The organism is Stenotrophomonas sp. 10L48 (assembly GCF_056395105.1).
Window position 1 is genome coordinate 109,789 of sequence record NZ_JBFTIX010000002.1, and the last position, 18,624, is coordinate 128,412.

Consider the following 18,624-nt stretch of genomic DNA (forward strand, 5'->3'; position numbering starts at 1 on the left):
GCCATGCCCGGCGGACACCGGCACGCTGTGCATCCACGTGGGTAGTGCCGACCGCTGGCCGGCAGCTTCGTAGCGCCAACAGCAGCCGGCCMGCGGCCGGCTCTACCCGAAGGACGGTTCAAATCAGGATGTGGCGGTGTTCGGCCAGCAGGTAGCGCGGGTGGTGGACGGGCGCGTCGTCGGCGGATGACGCGCGGCGTTGGTGCCGGGCCATATCCTGGCGCGCCGTGTATCCACGCGGGTAGTGCCGGCCGCTGGCCGGCAGCGCCGTAGTGCGAAGAGCAGCCGGCCAGCGGCCGGCACTACCCGAGGGACGGTTCAAATCAGGATGTGGCGGTGTTCGGCCAGCAGGTGGCGCGCGTGGTGGACGGGCGCGTCGTCGATGGTTGATACGCGGCGGTCTTGGCGAGCCATATCCTGGCGCGCTGTGCATCCACGCGGGTAGTGCCGGCCGCTGGCCGGCAGCGTCGTAGGGACGGTTCAATACAGCTCGCAGTGGGTGCGGCCCTCACCGCGCAGGGCATCCCAATGGCCTTCGCCGCCGATCGCGTCGATGGCTTCGCGCATCGCACCTTCCAGGTGGCTCTTGTTGCCACACAGGTAGATGTGGCCGCCACGGGCCAGCACTTCCCGCATCTGCGTGGCCTGCTGCTGCAACACATGCTGCACATAGACCTTCTGCGCAGCATCGCGCGAGAACGCCGTGTGCAGGCTGGCCAGTACGCCACGCGCCTGCCAGTCCTGCAACTGCTCGCGGTACAGGAAGTCATGCTCGCGGTGCTTCTCGCCGAACACCAGATGGACCTCCCGCGCATCGCCGGTTGCCTGCAGTTCCTGCATCAGGCCCATCAGCGGCGCGATGCCGGTACCGGTGCCCACCAGCAGCAGAGGTGCGTTGTCGCCTTCGGGCAGGTGGAAGCCCGGATTGGAGCGGCAGTACACACGCGCCGTGTCGCCGCCTTGCAGCAGGCTGCCGGTGGCGGTGCCGAAGCGTTCGCGGCCACGCAGGGTGTAGCGCACTTCGCGTACACACAGGCTCAGCTGGTCATCGCGCGGATGCGAGGCAATCGAGTAGGCGCGCGGCAGGCAGGGTGATAGCAGCTCGCGCAATCGCGCCAGCGGAACCGACTGCGGGGTGGCGTGGTCCTGCAGCACGTCCAGCAGGTCCAAGCCATGCAGGTAGGCGTCGAGTTCGCGTTTCTGGCTGATCTTCAGCAGGCTTTTCAGTACGTCGCTACCCCCCAGCCTGGCCAGTTCGCGCAGTACGCCCTTGCTGAGCAGGCGCAGTTCGCGGTCGCGCAGCGCGTCGACGGCGCTGGAATCGCCATACCAGCTGGCCAGAGCCTGCAGCAGCGCAGGATCGTTTTCTGCAATCAGATGCAGGGTGTCGCCGGCCCGGTAGGCCATGCCGCTGCCCGCGATGTCCAGCTGCAGGTGCCAGGCGGCGGGGGTGCTGTGATTCAGTCGGCGCCGTTCGACAATGCCGGCGGCGAACGCGTTGTCTTCGCCGTAAGCCGTCACCTGCAGGCGCAGATCCTGGCCGGCGGTCGCATCACCGTCCAGTACCTGGCCCAGCACCGGCCGCCACTGCTGGAAGAACTGTTCGTAGCCGAGGTCGGCGTCGACACGGTGCAGTAGTGGCTGCGCCTGACGATCACTCAACGCTGCATCCAGCGCCTTGGTGAAACCGCAGAAGCTGGGGTAGCCGGTATCCCCCAGGCCGAACACCGCGTAGCGCAGTCCGGGCAGGGCGGGCGCCTGTCGCAGCGACTCGAAGAAGCGCTCGCCATTGGCCGGTGGCTCGCCGTCGCCGAACGAGCTGGAGATGGCCAGCAGCACATCGCCGTGGCCGAGGCCGGCCACATCGATGTCATTGAACGGCAGGACCTGCGGTCCATGCGGCTGCAGTTCCGGGTCCGCGCCCAGGCGTTGGGCCAGGGCGCGGGCGTTGCCCGACTCGGAGGCGAAACCCACCAGCAGCCGGCTGATGGGCCTGCGTGTGGGGATGGCGTTCACGCAGCCTCGTAGAAGTCGTCGAACTTTTCCTTGCTGAACTCGACAAGGTCGTAGTTCTGCATCAGGTCGTTCACCACGCGGCGGATGCTGATGTACGAGGTGATGTTGCCATCGGCGTCGAACAGTGGCTGCACGGTGGTGTCGACCACGTAGAGCACGCCGCCCTTGCCAAGGTTGGGGACGATGCCGGTCCAGGTCTTGCCGGCCTTGATGGTGTCCCACATGTCCTTGTAGACGGCCTTGGGTACGTCAGGATGGCGGACGATGCTGTGCGGCTGGCCGATCAGTTCCTCGCGCGCGAACCCGGTGAGCGTGCAGAACAGGTCGTTGGCATAGGTGATGTTGCCCTGCAGGTCGGTGGTGGAAATCACCATCACGTTCTGCATGGCGTTGAGCAGCTGGGCGTTGTCGGGGGTGTAGCTCATCGCAGGTCCTTTGGATGCCGGTGACGCCGGCGTATTGGGTTCCTGCATAGAGATACGCGCCCGTGGCGTGGGGCGGATTGATATAGGTCAAGCGTGTGCCCGGAGGGGGCTGCGACCGGCTGTCGCAGGGAGGGGCGGCGCTAGTGGGCGATGGCGGGGAATCCGATGGTGTGGTGGCAGTGCCGTAGCAGTGCGCGCCCTTCTTCGTCATCGCGTTGGATACGATCCCCGCTGAAGAATGCCTGCAACGACTGGCCCATCGCGTTGCCGGCATTTCCAGAGCGCTGTGCAGCCGCCGGCAGCAGGCTGTCAGCGCGGGGATCATGGCGGCCAGGTAGCTGCTCGCGCCGAAGCTCACGTTCAATCGCCAGCAGCGCGCATGCCCCGGCGAGGTAGGCCTCCGGTTCCCGGTGCGCTCCCCATCGGCGCTGGCCTGCCATCGCGGTGGCGATATGGTGGAACTCGTGCGCGGTGGTGGAGATTACGCGCGCACGCAGTGCAGCAGCGTCGTCGCCAGCGGGAAACCAGAACGCCACCACCAGTTCTGGTCGGACTGGTCTGGCAGGTTGTTGCCAGATGCCGCCGCCGTCGCTGACGATCGTGACCTGGTAGCGGACCGGTGTATCGTTCAGGCCTGCGGCATGGAGCGGTTGTCTCGCGGCGTGCGCGGCGGCAGTGCATAGAATCACGGCCTGGTCAGTGGATAGGCTGGGTTCGACCCAGCGCACCATCACTTCGATTGTTTCCCGTTGGCAAGTGTGCGAGTGCGTCGTCTGCTCGGAACTCTCCTGGCCGCGCAGTACCGATGCGGTGCCAACGCTCAGCTGCAAGGGCGCTCCGCGCAGGCGCGTGGCAAACCCTCCGTCCGCGCCGACACTATCTCGCGGGGGAATATCGAGGGTATTGCACGCACTGGCGCAGAGCAGCAGCGCTGCTGCGCCCGTGGCGTGCCGCAACCAGGATTCCATCTGCAGGAGATCACCCTTCCAAGGCGGTGGATGCATCCTTGCAGACGCCCCGGCGCACGCACAATCAGACGTGTTGCATAGGGAAGCCGATGGTCGGCGCCGGTTGTCCTCTGGCGCTCACCCCATCACATACCGCAGCACACCCGCCGATACCACGCCGATCAGCACCGTCGGCAGCATCGACAGCCGCGTGGCCGCAAGCAACGTGATCGCCAGTGCAGCCAGGTCGGCCGGCTTGTCGGCCACGAAGTCCGGGGCGATCACCGAGATCAGCACGCAGCCCGGGGCGGCTTCCATCACCGTCACCGCGCGCTTGCCCAGGGTGCGGTTGCGCAGCGCGAGGAAACCGATGATGCGGGTGAGATAGGTGGCGGCGGCCATCAGGATGATGGTCAGCACCGAGGTCCAGTGGATCAGGCCGTTGAAGATCATGCGGCGTCCTCGGCCAGCAGCCACGCAGCGGCCAGACCGGCCAGCGCGCCGCTGGCGACGTACCAGGCGCCGGGCACCAGCAGGTAGGTGCCCGCTGCCACCACCAGGCTGACCAGCCATGGCCGGGCGGCGCGCATGCCTTGCCACATGCCACGCAGCAACACCAGGAACACGGCGGGGAAGGCCATGTCGAAGCCATAGGCGTGGATGTCACCGAGCAGTGGGCCGACGATCGCGCCCAGCGCGGTGCACAGTACCCACACGGTGTACAGGCCGGCCGACACGCCGAGGTAGTAGGACAGGCTGAAGCCCAGTGCGCGACGGCGCGCATCGGCCACGCCCAGTGCCCAGCTTTCATCGCACATGAAGAACAGCGCCGGCAGCACGCGACGGCGCGGCAGGTGCTGCAGCAACGGCGCCAGGCTGGCACCCATCAACAGGTGGCGGCTGTTGACCAGCGCGGTGATCGCTACGATCAGCGCGATGTGTGGCGGCGAAGTCCACAGTTCGACCGCGGCGAATTCAGAGCCACCGGCAAAGTTGAGGCCGGTCATCAGCGGCACTTCCAGCACCGACAGGCCCTTCTGGGCGGCCTGGGCACCGAGCACCAGGGCGAAAGGAATGAAGCCGATCATCACCGGCACGGCGGCGCGCAGGCCGCGCAGGAATTCGGCGCGCGGTGCGGTGTCGCACGCGGGATCAGGCAGGGGCAGGGTGGTTCGGGCGTCCATGGATCAACAACGGGTGGGGGTGGCCCATGCTAACGGTCCGATCACGAAATCGGGTTGCGTTGATGCCATTGAGCCGACGGAATGTGGAATATCATGCGGCCATCAGCCTGATGGGTGAAATTTCATGCAGTACCAGCTCGACAACCTGGATCGCCGCATCCTCGACGCCCTGCAGCGCGATGGTCGCCTGCAGAACCTGGAGCTTTCGCGACAGGTGGGGCTGTCGCCGTCCGCCTGTCTGCGCCGGGTCCGCCTGCTGGAAGAGGGCGGCTACATCGATCGCTACGTGGCCCTGCTCAACGCGGCGAGGATCGGGCGTGGGTTCACGGTGTTCGTCCGCGTGTGGCTGCGTGGCCAGGACGAAGACACCACCAACCACTTCATCAACAGCATCAAGTCCTTCCCGGAAGTGCTTGAATGCCATCTGATGGCGGGCGACTGCGACTTCCTGCTGCGGGTGGCGGTGGCCGACCTTGATGCGTACCGGCAGTTCCAGATACAGCACCTCAACCGGATCGCCGGGGTGCAGAACACCAAGACCGAAATCCCCATGCAGCGGATCAAGCAGACCACTGAACTGCCGGTCTGAACGGCCCGGCGCGTCCCCTGCGCGCCGCCGTCATCGCAATGACACGTGACGCCGCTACGGTTTGACCCGCTTGCCGGCCGTGCGCAGGTCGACCCGCCTGGTCGCACCGCGCTTCGCCGCTGCAGCTGATGTCGCTGCCGAGGGTCATGTGTTCTACGTCAGGGGGCTGAATGGACAGCATGCGATCAGACGTTGGAGGGTGGCGGCCGCCGCCGGGTTGCTGTTCGCCTTCGCTGCCGCCGCACAGGACGACATCCGCGCCTATGACATTCCCGCGCAGCCGCTGGAACAGGCGGTCGAGCGCTTCAGCGTCGTCAGCGGCTGGTCGGTGATGTATCCCGGCGACCTCGGCACGGGCCGCAGCAGCCATCCGCTGCAGGCCAGCCTGCCGCCACTGCAGGCGCTGCAGGTGGTGCTGCAGGATACGGGTGTCGAGGCCGAGCTGATCGGCGCGCAGCGCGTGGTCCTGCGCCGCGCCGCACGCGCCGCTGCCGAGGCCTCTGCGACCGGTGTGGCCAACGACCTCGGGCAGCGTCGCCGCTTCGGCGACCTGCAGCAGCGGCTGCGCACTGCGTTCTGTGGCGACCCTGACCTTGCACCGGGCGCCTATGCGGCGACGCTGCGCTTCCGCATTGCCAACGACGGCCAGGTGCAGGAACCCGAACTGCTTGCCGGCAGCGGCAGCACCCGCCGCGATGCGCGTCTTCTGCAGGCGATGCAGGCGCTGCGGCTGGACGCCGATGCTGCCGCGCTGCCGCAGCCGGTGACCCTGCAGATCCGTCCTTCCAGCGCGGGCCACGACTGTGGCCGGCGCCCGCCCCAACCATGACGTCAAGGAATCGAACATGAGCAACAGCACGGCTGGGGCGGTAGACCTGATGGACCATCTGCTGGGCGCGTACGACGAACTGAAGCGCCGCCTGGTGCGCAAGCTGGGCTCGGAAGAGCTGGCCGGCGACGCGCTGCAGGACACCTGGATGCGCCTGAGCACGCGTCGCGATCGCCTGGACCCGGTACAGAACCCAGCGGCGTACCTGCTGCGCATGGCGATGAACACCGTGATCGACCGCCAGCGCGCCGACCATCGCCTGCTGAGCCTGGAAGAAGTGGATACGTTGATGGACATGGCCGATCCCGGCCCGGGGCCGGCACAGGCGGCCGAGCAGGAGATGGCGCTGGAAGACATGGTCGGCCTGCTGCAGCGGATGCCCGAGCGCCGCCGCCGGATACTGCTGGCGATCCGCGTGGACGGCCTGCAGCAGCGCGATGTGGCCGAGCACCTGGGCGTGTCGTTGCGGCTGGTGCAGCGTGAGCTGAAAGCCGCACAGGATTATCTGGCCGAACGCAGCGGGCAGGGACGGCAGGTGCGGTTCTGAGGCACGGCATCCGTCTACACTTTGACGCCGAGCAGAACCCCGCAGCGTGCGGGGACGGCAAGAGCCCTCATGGACGCTGACGACCAACCGCACCGCCCGCTCGACGCCGTGGAGCGCCAGGCCCACGCGTGGGTGGTACGGTTGACCTCGGGCGAAGCCACTGCGGCCGATGCCAGGAAATTCCGCCAATGGTGCGAGGCCGATCCCGGCCATCGGCACGCCTTTGCGCGCGCGAAACGGCAATGGGAGCAGGTACGCCTGGCCGGTGAGCAGCTGCCTGCCGCCGCACGACAGCCGCAAGCGGCAACCCCGGCACAACGCTGGAGCCGGCGTGCATTCCTGGGTGCGGCTGTGGCAGCGCCGGCGAGCCTGGCCGTGGTGGCTGCGCTGCACCCGCCACTGGGCCTGTGGCCTTCGGTGACGGCGATGACCGCCGATTTCCATACCGGTACCGGCGAGCGGCTGCAGATTGCGCCGACGCCGCACGTGAAGATCGAGCTGGATACGCAGAGCAGCCTGCGCCGGCGCAGTGATGCCGAGGGTGAAGGCTTCGAGCTGGTGCAGGGACAGGCGGCGATCGAGGCCGCTGCGGGAGCGCGCCTGGCGCTGTTCGCCGGGCCGGGTTGCCTGGTGGCCGACGAGGGCGCAGCACGCCTGGATGTGCGCAACACCGACGGCCAGGTGCGCGTGACCTGCCTGCGCGGCAGCGTGCGCATCGAGCATCCGCAAGGTCGCCTGCAGCTGCAGGCCGGCCAGCAGACGGTGTATGACGAGCGCCTCAGTGGCGTGGTGGCCGAAGCCGTGGCGGCCGAAGTCAGCGCCTGGACCGAAGGCATGCTGGTGTTCCGCCGCGCGCCACTGCGTGAGGTGGTGGCCGAGATCAACCGCTACCGGCGCGGCAAGGTGCTGCTGGGCGAATCCGCATTGGCGCGGGCGCCGGTCAGTGGTCGCTTCCGCATTGATGATCCGGATGCCGCACTGGAGCAGCTCGGGCAGACGCTGTCACTCGGCCTGCGTCGCTTTCCCGGTGGAATTGCCGTCTTGGGGTAAGACCCTGGCTGCGCGCGACGCGCACGCCCGCTGCATGCATGGAGAGGCCAAGGATGCGCAACGAGACCATCGGTGTGTTGGATCTGCGCCGCAATCTGTCGGCGCTGCTGGAAACCACCCAGCGGCGGCCGCTGATGGTGCACCGCTATGGCGCGCCGTGGGTATGCGTGGTGTCCGACCCGCAGTGGCGGCAGCAGGCGGTGCTGCTGGAGTTCGAGCCACAGGACCATCCGTTGGCGATGCTGCTGCGGTTGCAGCGGCAGGCGCTGCCACTTTCGGAATCGGGAATGCTGCCTGCTGCTGCACTGGCACGTGCCTTGTTGCTGATGGCCATGCACGGCATCGAGGGTCTGGCGGCACTTCACGATCACGTGCGCTACCACCGGTTGTGGCACTGGTTCGTGGCCGCCAGCGATGCACAGATGGAGGGATGGCAGCTGCCACTGCTGCCGGCGGCGACGGCGGCGCTGCTGGATGACGCGGACGCGATGCACGCGCTGGCGGCATTCGCGCAGCGCAGCGACGTTGTCGTGCTGGCCCGGCGGTGTGGCGGAGAGGCGCCGCGCCTGGACCTGCAAGCCTGCAGGAGGATGACGTTGCGGTGACATTCCCGCGATGCTGCCACGCACTGCTCAACATCGCATTCGTGCTGTCGCTTCGGCTGCCTTGCTGACGTCTTCTGCAGAGTACGACGCTCCCGCGTCGCGGAGCGCAGGCGACGCCGATGAACGACAGTCGCAGGATCAGCATGCTGGAGCTGGACCGCCACCTGAGCCAGTCGCTGGAGCAGGCGCGGCACGCCCCAGTGAATGTGCAGCGCTATGGGCAGCCGTGGGTGTGGATGCTGTCCAGCGATGCCTGGGCCGATGCGGCAAGGTGGTCAGCGCTGGATGTCAGCGGCCATCCGTTGATGCTGCTGCGGCAGGCGCTGGACGCATGCCTGCAGCCGTGGCCTGAAGCGGCCTTGGCCACGCTTGCGCAGGAGAGCGCGGAGATGCGCATGGTGCAACGTGCGGTGCTGCTGATCGCGCTGTGCGCCCCTGGCAGCGTGCAGCGCCTGCACGACGATCTTCGCTATCACCAGGTGTACCGGCAGTTCATCGGCTTCGATCATGGCATGGCCTGGTCGCCCCTGCAGTGCATGCGCCTGCTGCAGGCGTGTGCCGCGCCAGTGCTGCAGCGCTGCGTGGAGGAAACGCTTGCGCGCGTTCCGTCGTCGCTGGTGGACGCTGCCTGCGTGGGGAATGCGCGCCGTGTGGGTGATCGGCTGCAGGAACGGCCGATTTCCGCAGGATGTTTATCGTACTGACACATGCGCCGCTGACCATGGGGCGGCGGTCTCTTCCAGGATGATGAGGGCGGAACAATGGCAATGCAGATGGGTGGTCGCAGGGCTCGGCAGCAGGGCTTCAGCCTGATCGAGATCATGGTGGTGGTGGTCATCATCGGCATTCTGGCTGCACTGATCGTGCCCCGCCTGATGGATCGCCCCGACCAGGCCCGCGTGGTGGCGGCACGCCAGGACATCGCCGCACTGATGCAGGCCATGAAGCTGTACCGGCTGGACAATGGGCGTTACCCCAGTGCCGGGCAGGGGCTGCAGGCGCTGCTGAGACCGCCGCAGGGCAGCGGCGCGATGCCGGTCACGCCGTACCTCGACCGCCTGCCGGATGACCCGTGGGGGCACCCCTACCAGTACCAGAACCCCGGCACGCACGGCGATATCGACGTGTTCTCGCTGGGGGCCGACAGCAAGCCCGGCGGTGAGGCCGGCAACGCGGACATCGGCTCCTGGCAGTTGTGAGGCCGGACAATGGCACGCCGGAACATTCCAGGTGCGTTTACCCGCCAGCAGGGCATGGCGGTGATCGTGGCGATGCTGGTGGTGGCACTGGTGGCGGTGATCGCCACTGCGCTGCTGACCCGGCAGGCCGCACAGCTGCGTGCGGTACGCAGCGACCAGCTGCGCATGCAGGTACGCATGGCAGTGGACGTCACGCTGGAACGCGCGGCGCAGCAGTTGCGTGACGACGCGCGCGAGCAGTTGACTACCGTTGGCAACGGGCGCTGGGCGCGGCCGGTGCAGCTGCAGGCGCCGCTGCCGGTGCACCTGCAGCTGGTGGACGCGCAGTCGAGGTTCAACCTGCGCACGCTGCTGGCTGACGGCCAGCCTGCCGCAGAGGCACTGCGTGCGTTCACTTCGCTGTGTGTGGGGCAGGGGCTGCCCCGCGCGGCCTGTGCCAGCGCCGCAACGCAGGTCCAGTCGCGCCTGCGCGATGGCGATCGGCAGGCGCGGGCACCGTTGCCGCGTGAGTCGCTGATTGAACAGGTGCTGGCAGGCGCTGATCCGGTGGCGATACAGGCACTGGCGCGGCGTACGGTGGTGCTGCCAGCGCAGACCCTGGTCAACGCCAATACAGGTGATATCGCCGTACTGCAGGCGGTTGCACCGGGGGTGGATGCCGGGCGCCTGCAGGCGCTGCTGGGCGAGCGCGATCGTGGCCACTGGCTGCTCAACCGCGGGGACATCGCCAACCGGCTGCAGCTGAGCAACGAACAGATGGCGCTGATGCCGCTGGGTATCCACAGCGAGTGGTTCCTGGCGGTAGGCCAGGTACAGGCAGACGGCGCATCGGTGGATTTCCGCGCATTGATCTGGCGCGAGTACCGTGACGACAGCGTGCGTGTGCAACGGGTATGGACAAGGATCGGTGCATGAGCCTGCAGCTGAGAGTGCGCCTGCCGGCGCTGGAACGATTGGATGGGGACAGCGCGGTGGAGTGGTCGCAGCTGCACAAGGACCGCGTGCTGGCCACGGGAAGCGACCCTCTGTCGACGCTGGGCCAGCGCTTTCCGCAGGCGAGGGTGCATGCGAGCCTTGATCCGCAGGACCTGATCCTGCTTGAGCTGCAGCTGCCGCCGCTGCCCGGGCGACGCCTGCAGGCGGCCCTGCAGGGTGAAGTGGAAGCGATGCTGCTGGATGATCTGCAGGAGGTGGCGCTGGGCCATGGCACCCAGGCGGCCGATGGCACGGTGGCGGTGGCGTGGCTTGGCCTGCAGGCGATTGCGCGCGTACAGCAGCAGCTGCAGGAGTGCGGGCTGCAGTTGCAGGCGCTGCACCCAACGCCCTTGCTGCTGCCGTGGGCGGTCGGGCAGGCCACCCTGCAGCTGTGTGGTGATCAGGTGCTGGTCCGCTGTGGCCGTGATCGTGGCTTCGTGCAGTGGTGCGGTGGGCGTGACCTGGCCTCGGTGATGCAGGTGCTGGCCGTGCGCCTGCAGCAGGCCGGGGTGCAGGCAGTGCAGTGGATCGATGCCGTGCCGCCCGCTTGGGCCGAGCGTCTGCCGGCCAGCGTGCTGACGCAGGCGGTGCAGTGCAGCGGTCCGCTGCCTGGCTGGTCACTGCCGTTGCCGGCCTCGGGTGCAGGTGCGCCACGCCTGGCTATCGGTCTTGCGCTGGCGGCGGCGGTGCTGGCTGCACTGGGCCTGCAACTGCAGGTGTCGCGCTGGCACAGCGAGGGTGAAGCCCTGCAGCATGACATGGCGCGGCAGTTCAGCACGCACTTCCCCGAGATCCACGATGTGGTCGATCCGGTGGTGCAGGCGCGGCGGGCACTGGCGGTGCCGGCAGTGCCACGGGCACTTCCCGCCGTGCAGCAGCAGGTTGCCAGCGTGCTGCAGGCCATCCCCGAGTTGGCTGGCCAGGTCCGCAGCCTGCGCTATCAGCCGGGCCAGCTGGAGATGGAGCTGGATGCCGACGCGCAAGCCTTGGCCGAGGACGCGCAACGGCTGGAGCGCTGGCAGCAGGCGATGCAGGCACAGGGGTTGCAGCTTGCGCACGAAGCCGGTGGCCGCTTGCGGATCAGCAGCGGGACTGCTCCGTGACCGCATCGGAACTACGGCCGGCGGGCGTCGTGCGCGGACTGTCGCAGCGTTGGCAGCGGCTGGCGGCGCGCGAGCGCGCGATGCTGCTGTTGATGGCTGTGGCGATAGCGGCGGCCGCACTGTGGCTGGGCTGGCTGCAGCCGCTGCTTAAGCAGCGCAGCCATTGGCAGGCTGAGCTTCCACGGCTGCAGGCGCAGGCGGCAGCACTTGCACCGCTGCTGCGCGCCCGTGAACAACAGCAGCAGGCGCAAGGCCGGCGGCCGACACTTGCAGGCCTGCGCCAACAGATCACCGCTGCCGGCCTGGCGGGCAGCCTGCATATCGAAACGCGCGACGGGCGCTGGCACCTGCAGGTACGCAGTGTGCCCGCCGATGCGCTCTGGAACTGGCTGCTGCCTCTGCTGGCCGACCCGGCCATCGAACTGCAGCAACTGCAACTGCAACGGACAGGGGACGCGAACATGCCGGCGGCACGGATTTCCGGAAACATCGTGATGGCCGCCCAGGGCGGTGGCCATCCATGAAGGCGATGCGCAGCCTGGGCTGCAGCGCGGCATTGGCACTGGTGGTGGGCCTGGCCCATCTTCCGGCGCCGGTGCAGGCGCAGGACGCCAATGGCGAACCGGTGCAGCTGAACCTGGTGGACACCGATATCGGTGGGGTGCTGCGCATGGCGGCACGCTTCACCGGCCGCCAGTTCCTGGTCGACCCCCGGGTGAGCGGCAAGATGACCGTGGTCTCCGATGGGCCGGTCAGCCGTGTGCAGGCTTACCAGCTGCTGCTGGGTGCATTGCGCATGCGCGGTTTTGCCGTGGTTGAAAGCGGGGGTGTCAGCCGGGTGGTGCCGCAGGCGGATGCCAAGCTGCTGGGCGGCCGCGTTGGTGCCGGTGGCGCGGGCGGCGAAATAGCCACGCGCACGTTTTCCCTGCGCTACGAGAGTGCCGCAGCGCTGGTGGCGGTGCTGCGGCCGATGATCACCGCGGACAATCCGATCACCGCGAACCCCGGCAACAACACGCTGGTCATCACCGACTACGCCGACAACCTGGAGCGCATCGCGCGGGTCATCGCCAGCGTGGATACACCGGCCGGCATGGACACCGACGTGGTGAAGCTGCAGCAGGGCATTGCCGTGGACGTGGCGGCGATGGTCGCACCGCTGCTGGATGCGCAGGGCGCGGAGCCGGCGCAGAAGGTGGTGGTGATGGCCGACCCGCGCAGCAACAGCGTGCTGCTGCGTTCCAGCAGCCCGGGCCGCACGCGCCTGGCGCGGCAGCTGGTGGAGAAGCTGGACAAGGCCCAGGACGAGTCCGGCAACCTGCATGTGGTGTACCTGCGCAACGCCCAGGCCACGCAGCTGGCCGGGGTGCTGCGGGGCGTGGTGGCAGGGCAGAGCGATGCGCCGGCAATGGGCAGCAGCGACGGCATCACTGCATTGCCGGGCGAGACCAGCCGCAATGCCAGCCCGCCGCCGCAGCCTGCACAGGGCAAGAACAAAGGGAATGCGCTGGAATCGCCGCGGCTTGATCCCGGCCGTCGCGAACCGACCGATGCCGGCAGCACCGGCTTCAGCCAGAACGGCATTTCGGTGCAGGCCGACATCGCCACCAACACCTTGCTGATCTCTGCCCCGGAGCCGGTGTACCGCAACCTGCGGCGGGTGATCGACCAGCTGGACCAGCGTCGGGCGCAGGTGCTGGTGGAGAGCCTGATCGTGGAGGTCAACCAGACCGACGCTGCCGAACTGGGCGTGCAATGGATGCTGGGCAACGGCCGCACCTTCGGTGGCACCCATTTCGGCGGCACCACCGGTGGTAGTGGGCTGAACACCACCGCGCGCACCACGCTCGACGTGCTGCCGAAGGACGGGCTGAACGTCGGCGTGATCGACGGCACGATCAACCTGCCGGGCGTGGGCCAGATCCTCAACATGAAGGCGCTGGCCAACGCACTGCAGAGCAAAGGCGGCGCCAACATCCTCTCCACGCCGAACCTGATGACGCTGGACAACGAGGCGGCCAGCATCATGGTCGGGCAGACCGTGCCCTTCGTCAGTGGCCGCTATGTGACCGATGGCGGTGGTGGCAGCAACAACCCGTTCCAGACCATCGAACGCGAGGACGTGGGCCTGAAGCTGCGGGTGCGCCCGCAGATTTCCGAGGGCGGCACGGTGAAGCTGGACATCTACCAGGAAGTCAGCAGCATCGATGCGCAGAGCTCGGGCAGCGCCGGCATCATCACCAACAAGCGCGCGCTGGACACCAGCGTGCTGCTCGATGACGGCCAGATCATGGTGCTGGGCGGCCTGCTGGAAGACAGCGTCAGTCATGGCCGTGATGCGGTGCCGGGCCTGGGCAAGATTCCAGTGCTGGGCGCACTGTTCCGCAGTGACACCCGCAAGCGCGCCAAGACCAACCTGATGGTGTTCCTGCGCCCGCACGTGGTGCGTGACCCGGCTGCCGGCCAGCGCCTGACCCGCGACCGCTACGACTACATGCGCAATGCACAGGCCGGCGCGCAGCCGGTGCAGAGCTGGGCATTGCCGGCGCTGTCGGCGCCGCAGCTGCCACCGCAGGACCTGTCTGTGCTCGGCCAGGGCAATGCGCGCGATGGACAGGGCCAGCCGCTGCAGAACGGCAGCCTTGCGGCGTTGTATCCGGCCAGCGAGGGCACTGTGCAGGTGGTGCAGTTCGCGCAGGGGCTGGATGCAGCGCGTGCCACGCAGGCCGTGGCACAGGTGCGCGCGCTTGGCCTGCAGGCCTATGCCGAAACCACGCCGGGCGAAACCGGACAGCGACTGCGGGTGCGGGTGGCACGCGACCCGGCCACGCTCGACCCGGCGCTGCAGCAGCTGCGCGGGCTGGGCTACACCCCGGAACTGGTCATCGGCCCATGAGCATGGCCACGCCGCCGCCAGCGCTGCCGTATGCCTGGGTGCGCAGCCACGGCGTGATGCTGGCCGAAGCAGGCGGCGCGCCGGTTCTGCTGGGAACTGCCGAGACCGCCGCCTGGGCGGTGGCCGAACTGCGCCGCCGGCATGGGCCGCTGCCGTTCCAGGTGCTGGATGCGGCGGCCTGGCAGCAGCGGTTGGGCGAGCAGTATCGTGACGGTGGCGATGCCGCTGCACTGGTCGGCGCGGCCGAAAGTGAAGTCGATCTCGACCGGCTGATGCAGGACATGCCCGAGGTGACCGATCTGCTGGATGCACAGGACGACGCGCCGGTGATCCGCATGATCAACGCCCTGCTGGCACAGGCCGCGCGTGACGGTGCAAGCGATCTGCACATCGAACCTTTCGAAACTCATTCGGTGGTGCGCTACCGCGTCGATGGCACCCTGCGTGACATGGTGCAGCCACGACGTGCGTTGCACGCGGCGCTGGTCTCGCGCATCAAGATCATGGCCCACCTGGATATCGCCGAGAAGCGCCTGCCGCAGGATGGGCGCATTGCGATCCGCGTGGGTGGCCGGCCGCTGGATATCCGCGTCTCCACCGTGCCCACCGGGCACGGCGAACGGGCGGTGCTGCGCCTGCTGGAAAAGGATGCCGGGCGGTTGCAGCTGCAACGCCTCGGCATGGCCGACGATACGCTGGCCACCTTCACCGGGTTGATCCGCCAGCCGCATGGCATCGTGCTGGTGACCGGGCCGACCGGCAGCGGCAAGACCACATCGCTGTATGCGGCACTGGGGCAGCTCGACAGCAGCACCAGCAACATCCTCACGGTGGAAGACCCGGTGGAGTACGACTTCGCCGGCATCGGCCAGATCCAGGTCAACGCGCGCATCGGCATGAGTTTCGGCACGGCGTTGCGCGCGATCCTGCGCCAGGATCCGGACACCATCATGATCGGTGAGATCCGTGACCTGGAAACGGCGCAGATCGCGGTGCAGTCGTCGCTGACCGGCCACGGCGTGCTGGCATCGCTGCATACCAATGATGCGATTTCGGCGGTGACCCGACTGGCGGACATGGGCGTGGAACCTTTCCTGCTGGCCTCATCGTTGCGTGGCGTGCTGGCGCAGCGGCTGGTGCGCAGGCTGTGCCTGCAGTGCCGGCGTGCCGAAGTGGATGCCGAGGGCCGCACCGTGTGGCGGGCCGTAGGCTGCCCCGCCTGTGCGAACAGCGGCTACCGCGGGCGCACCGGTATCCACGAACTGTTCGTGGTGGATGAGCGCGTGCGGGCACTGATCCATGAAGGGCAGGGCGAACCTGCGCTGCGCGAGGCCGCGCGGCGCGCCGGCATGCGCACCCTGCGCCAGGACGGGCAGCGCTGGGTCGACAGCGGGGTGACTACGCTGGAGGAGATCCTGCGCGTGACCGGCGACGACTGAGGCGCGCATGGCACTGTTCGACTACCAGGCCGCCAACGCGCAGGGGCGCATCGAGAAGGGACAGCTGGACGCCGACAACGCGCGCGGCGTGCGCCAGCAACTGCGCGGGCGTGGGCTGACACCGGTACAGGTATCAGCCGCACGCAGTGCTGGCAGTGGCTGGGGCACGCGCAGGCTGTCGGCCAGCGAACTGGCCTGGGCCACGCGGCAACTGGCCAGCCTGCTGGCCGCCAGCCTGCCGCTGGAAAGCGCATTGAGCGCCGTGATCGAACAGGCCGAACGCCCGCACGTTGCGCAGGCACTCACTGCGGTGCGTGCCGATGTGCGCGGCGGCCAACGGTTGACCGTGGCGCTGGCGGCGCGGCCGCGCGACTTTCCCGCGATCTATCGTGCCCTGGTGGGTGCCGGCGAGGATTCCGGCGATCTGGCGCGGGTGATGGAGCGCCTGGCCGACTACATCGAAGAGCGCAACGCGCTGCAGGCGAAGGTGCTGACGGCGTTCATCTACCCGGCGGCGATCAGCCTGGTGTCGGTGGCGATCGTGATCTTCCTGCTCAGCTACGTGGTTCCCCAGGTAGTGACTGCGTTCGTGCAGGCGCGCCAGACGCTGCCGATGCTGACCCAGGTGATGCTGGCTGCCAGTGCGTTCGTACGCGCATGGGGCATATGGACGGGGATCGGTATCGGCGCGCTGGTGGTGGGCTGGCGGCTGGCGCTGCGGCGGCCGGATCTTCGCCTGCGCTGGGACAGCCTGCTGCTGCGCGTACCGATGGTGGGCCGCTTCGTGCTGGGCGTGAACAGCGCACGCTTCGCATCGACACTGGCGATCCTGCTTGATGCCGGTGTGCCCTTGCTGCGCGCACTGGACGCCGCACGACAGACACTGGGCAATGCGCTGCTGGCGCGCTGTGCCGATGATGTGGCCGCACGCGTGCGCGAAGGTACTTCGCTTGGCGCTGCGCTGAAGGTGCAGAAAGTGTATCCGCCGATCCTGGTGCATCTGGTGGCCAGTGGCGAGAAGACCGGTACCTTGGCACCGTTGCTCGACCGCGCTGCACAGACCATCTCACGCGAGATTGAACGCCGCGCGATGGCACTCACTGCATTGCTGGAGCCCACGATGATCCTGGTGATGGGGGGCGTGGTGCTGACCATCGTGCTGGCCGTGCTGATGCCGATCATGGAAATGAACCAGCTGGTGCAGTGATGCGCGAAGCGCATCACGGGTAGCGACGCGCCATGCCCGGCGAGCGCGCAGCGCGGCAGGCTTTCGATTCTCCACACAATCCTCCACACCTTTTCTCGATCTTCCACAGGTTTCTTAAGCGGCCTGTCATCGGCGGCGACCAGCATGTCCCTGTCGCCGCAGAGTGGGCTGGGAGGCCCTCGGCGGCAGCAGGCGTGTAGTGACCGTTCCTCCCTTGGTGTTTCACCTTCGCAGTAAACCCTTCAGGAGAAGATCATGACCAAGTACAAGACCCTGGCCGCGCTGGTTGCTACCGCGCTGCTCGCCACTGCTGGTGCCGCGTCGGCCCAGACCGCTGTCACCGGCGGCGGCGCTTCGCTGCCGGCCGACCTCTACAAGGGCCAGGCCGACAGCATCCTGCCGGCCAACTTCAGCTACGCCGTGACCGGTTCGGGCACCGGCAAGAAGGCCTTCCTGGAAAACAACTCGGCGCTGTTCTCGACCACCGGTACCGTGCATTTCGCCGGCAGCGACTCGGTGCTGAGCAGCACCGAGCTGAGCACCTACAACAGCACCTACAACGTGGCCGGCGATGCCAACCGCTTCGGCGCGCTGGTGCAGATCCCGTCGGTCGCCACCTCGGTCACCATCCCGTTCAACAAGGCCGGTTCGGCGGTTGATCTGTCGGTCACCCAGATCTGCGGCATCTTCTCCGGCAAGATCAATGACTGGAGCCAGCTGGCTGGTTCGGGCCGTACCGGTGCCCTGCAGGTTGTCTACCGTGGCGAGAGCAGCGGTACCAGCGAGCTGCTGGCCCGCTTCCTGACCAGCGCCTGCCAGCCGGCGGACGTCTCCGGCACCACCCTGAAGCTGACCAACGGCGTGCCGGCGTTCTCGGTGCAGTCGACCTTCGCCAACCTGTTCACCACCGTGCCGTCGAACTTCATCGCCGCGCCGGCCACCGGTGGCACCTCGCTGTACAACGCGGTGTACGCCGTTGACGGCCGCATCGGCTACGTTGGCCCGGACGTCATCCCGAGCCTGACCGATGCCACCAAGGTGGCCAAGGTCAAGTCCTTCTCGCCGGATGAAGTGAGCGTGCAGGCGACCCTGGAAACCGCTGCGCCGCCGACCGGCGCCGCTGCTGAAAATCCCGCCAACTGGGTGCCGGTGTTCGGCAACCCGAGCGCGGGCTACCCGATCGCTGGCTACACCAACTTCGTGTTCGGCCAGTGCTACAAGAACGCCACTGTCGGCGCCAACGTGCGTGGCTTCCTGACCCGCCATTACGGCAGTGTCGTGGTCGCCGGCGTCGAGCAGGGCCCGAACGATGCCGCGATCCGCGCGCACAAGTTCATCCCGCTGACCAAGGCCTGGCGTGATGCGGTCCGTGCCCGCTTCGCGACTGCCAGCAATGCTGGCGCCGTGAACAACCCGAGCACCTGCGCCAGCATCGGCCGTCCGCTGTAACTGTCTGCAAGGCAACACCTGCTGATCGAAGCGCCGGCCGAAATGCCGGCGCTTTCCTTCGTGGTGGCACCGCATCCGCGCTGAGCTGTCGTCTTCACGCCGCGGCCACCGTCTATCAGGTGCAGGGCATGCGTTACGCAGGCCCCCTTCGTACTCGCCGCGGC

General features: G+C 67.9%; 19 protein-coding genes. 14 read left to right on the forward strand and 5 right to left on the reverse strand.

The features are described from left to right. Positions 1-480: 480 nt before the first annotated feature. From AC1DCU_RS03890 to AC1DCU_RS03910, 5 genes are all read right to left on the reverse strand, one after another. Positions 481-2,016, reverse strand: a complete 1,536-nt coding sequence (locus AC1DCU_RS03890) for a diflavin oxidoreductase (protein WP_442251376.1) — start codon at positions 2,014-2,016, stop codon at positions 481-483. Beyond that, positions 2,013-2,441 carry a PAS domain-containing protein gene (locus AC1DCU_RS03895; RefSeq protein ID WP_005409905.1) on the reverse strand — a complete coding sequence of 143 codons (429 nt, stop codon included), beginning with the start codon at positions 2,439-2,441 and terminating at the stop codon, positions 2,013-2,015. The genes AC1DCU_RS03890 and AC1DCU_RS03895 overlap by 4 nt, the downstream gene beginning before the upstream one ends. A 140-nt stretch (positions 2,442-2,581) precedes the next feature. Beyond that, positions 2,582-3,409: a hypothetical protein gene (locus tag AC1DCU_RS03900; RefSeq protein ID WP_032974549.1), complete on the reverse strand. Its 828-nt coding sequence runs from the start codon at positions 3,407-3,409 to the stop codon at positions 2,582-2,584. A 117-nt stretch (positions 3,410-3,526) separates the two neighbouring features. Next, the gene (locus AC1DCU_RS03905) at positions 3,527-3,841 is read right to left on the reverse strand and encodes an AzlD family protein (protein WP_032951659.1); all 315 of its coding nucleotides are present in this window, start codon (positions 3,839-3,841) and stop codon (positions 3,527-3,529) included. Then, the gene (locus tag AC1DCU_RS03910) at positions 3,838-4,572 is read right to left on the reverse strand and encodes an AzlC family ABC transporter permease (protein ID WP_032974550.1); all 735 of its coding nucleotides are present in this window, start codon (positions 4,570-4,572) and stop codon (positions 3,838-3,840) included. The genes AC1DCU_RS03905 and AC1DCU_RS03910 overlap by 4 nt, the downstream gene beginning before the upstream one ends. Positions 4,573-4,696: 124 nt before the next feature. On the opposite strand from AC1DCU_RS03910, the gene AC1DCU_RS03915 reads away from it, so the two are divergent. The 14 genes from AC1DCU_RS03915 to AC1DCU_RS03980 all read left to right on the forward strand — a co-directional run bounded on the left by AC1DCU_RS03915 (position 4,697) and on the right by AC1DCU_RS03980 (position 18,460). Next, positions 4,697-5,161 carry an Lrp/AsnC family transcriptional regulator gene (locus tag AC1DCU_RS03915; RefSeq protein WP_025874361.1) on the forward strand — a complete coding sequence of 155 codons (465 nt, stop codon included), beginning with the start codon at positions 4,697-4,699 and terminating at the stop codon, positions 5,159-5,161. Positions 5,162-5,309: 148 nt separating this feature from the next. Beyond that, positions 5,310-5,990 (forward strand): STN domain-containing protein, encoded by a 681-nt coding sequence (locus tag AC1DCU_RS03920; RefSeq protein WP_032974850.1) that lies wholly within the window; start codon positions 5,310-5,312, stop codon positions 5,988-5,990. Between the two features lie 16 nt (positions 5,991-6,006). Next, positions 6,007-6,537, forward strand: a complete 531-nt coding sequence (locus tag AC1DCU_RS03925; protein WP_025874363.1) for an RNA polymerase sigma factor — start codon at positions 6,007-6,009, stop codon at positions 6,535-6,537. A gap of 69 nt (positions 6,538-6,606) precedes the next feature. Beyond that, a complete protein-coding gene (locus tag AC1DCU_RS03930; RefSeq protein ID WP_032974552.1) occupies positions 6,607-7,587 on the forward strand; it encodes a FecR family protein in 981 nt (326 codons plus the stop codon). Positions 7,588-7,640: 53 nt separating this feature from the next. Further along, positions 7,641-8,192 carry a hypothetical protein gene (locus AC1DCU_RS03935; protein WP_032974553.1) on the forward strand — a complete coding sequence of 184 codons (552 nt, stop codon included), beginning with the start codon at positions 7,641-7,643 and terminating at the stop codon, positions 8,190-8,192. 119 nt (positions 8,193-8,311) lie between these two features. Then, complete coding sequence (locus AC1DCU_RS03940) at positions 8,312-8,896, forward strand: hypothetical protein (RefSeq protein ID WP_032974555.1); 585 nt, start codon at positions 8,312-8,314, stop codon at positions 8,894-8,896. A gap of 57 nt (positions 8,897-8,953) precedes the next feature. Continuing rightward, the gene (gene gspG, locus AC1DCU_RS03945; RefSeq protein ID WP_442251378.1) at positions 8,954-9,391 is read left to right on the forward strand and encodes a type II secretion system major pseudopilin GspG; all 438 of its coding nucleotides are present in this window, start codon (positions 8,954-8,956) and stop codon (positions 9,389-9,391) included. 54 nt (positions 9,392-9,445) lie between these two features. Then, a complete protein-coding gene (gene gspK, locus AC1DCU_RS03950; RefSeq protein WP_152543261.1) occupies positions 9,446-10,306 on the forward strand; it encodes a type II secretion system minor pseudopilin GspK in 861 nt (286 codons plus the stop codon). Continuing rightward, positions 10,303-11,469 (forward strand): type II secretion system protein GspL, encoded by a 1,167-nt coding sequence (gene gspL, locus AC1DCU_RS03955; RefSeq protein ID WP_032974560.1) that lies wholly within the window; start codon positions 10,303-10,305, stop codon positions 11,467-11,469. The genes gspK and gspL overlap by 4 nt, the downstream gene beginning before the upstream one ends. Next, positions 11,466-11,993, forward strand: coding sequence for a type II secretion system protein GspM (gspM, locus tag AC1DCU_RS03960; RefSeq protein ID WP_032974561.1), 528 nt, complete (start codon positions 11,466-11,468; stop codon positions 11,991-11,993). The genes gspL and gspM overlap by 4 nt, the downstream gene beginning before the upstream one ends. Continuing rightward, complete coding sequence (gspD, locus tag AC1DCU_RS03965; RefSeq protein WP_032974562.1) at positions 11,990-14,365, forward strand: type II secretion system secretin GspD; 2,376 nt, start codon at positions 11,990-11,992, stop codon at positions 14,363-14,365. Before gspM ends, gspD begins: the two co-directional genes overlap by 4 nt. Further along, positions 14,362-15,804, forward strand: a complete 1,443-nt coding sequence (gspE, locus tag AC1DCU_RS03970) for a type II secretion system ATPase GspE (RefSeq protein ID WP_032974563.1) — start codon at positions 14,362-14,364, stop codon at positions 15,802-15,804. The genes gspD and gspE overlap by 4 nt, the downstream gene beginning before the upstream one ends. 7 nt (positions 15,805-15,811) lie before the next feature. Beyond that, complete coding sequence (gene gspF, locus AC1DCU_RS03975) at positions 15,812-17,011, forward strand: type II secretion system inner membrane protein GspF (protein WP_442251380.1); 1,200 nt, start codon at positions 15,812-15,814, stop codon at positions 17,009-17,011. A 255-nt stretch (positions 17,012-17,266) separates the two neighbouring features. Next, positions 17,267-18,460: a substrate-binding domain-containing protein gene (locus AC1DCU_RS03980; protein ID WP_025874374.1), complete on the forward strand. Its 1,194-nt coding sequence runs from the start codon at positions 17,267-17,269 to the stop codon at positions 18,458-18,460. Positions 18,461-18,624: the final 164 nt, after the last annotated feature.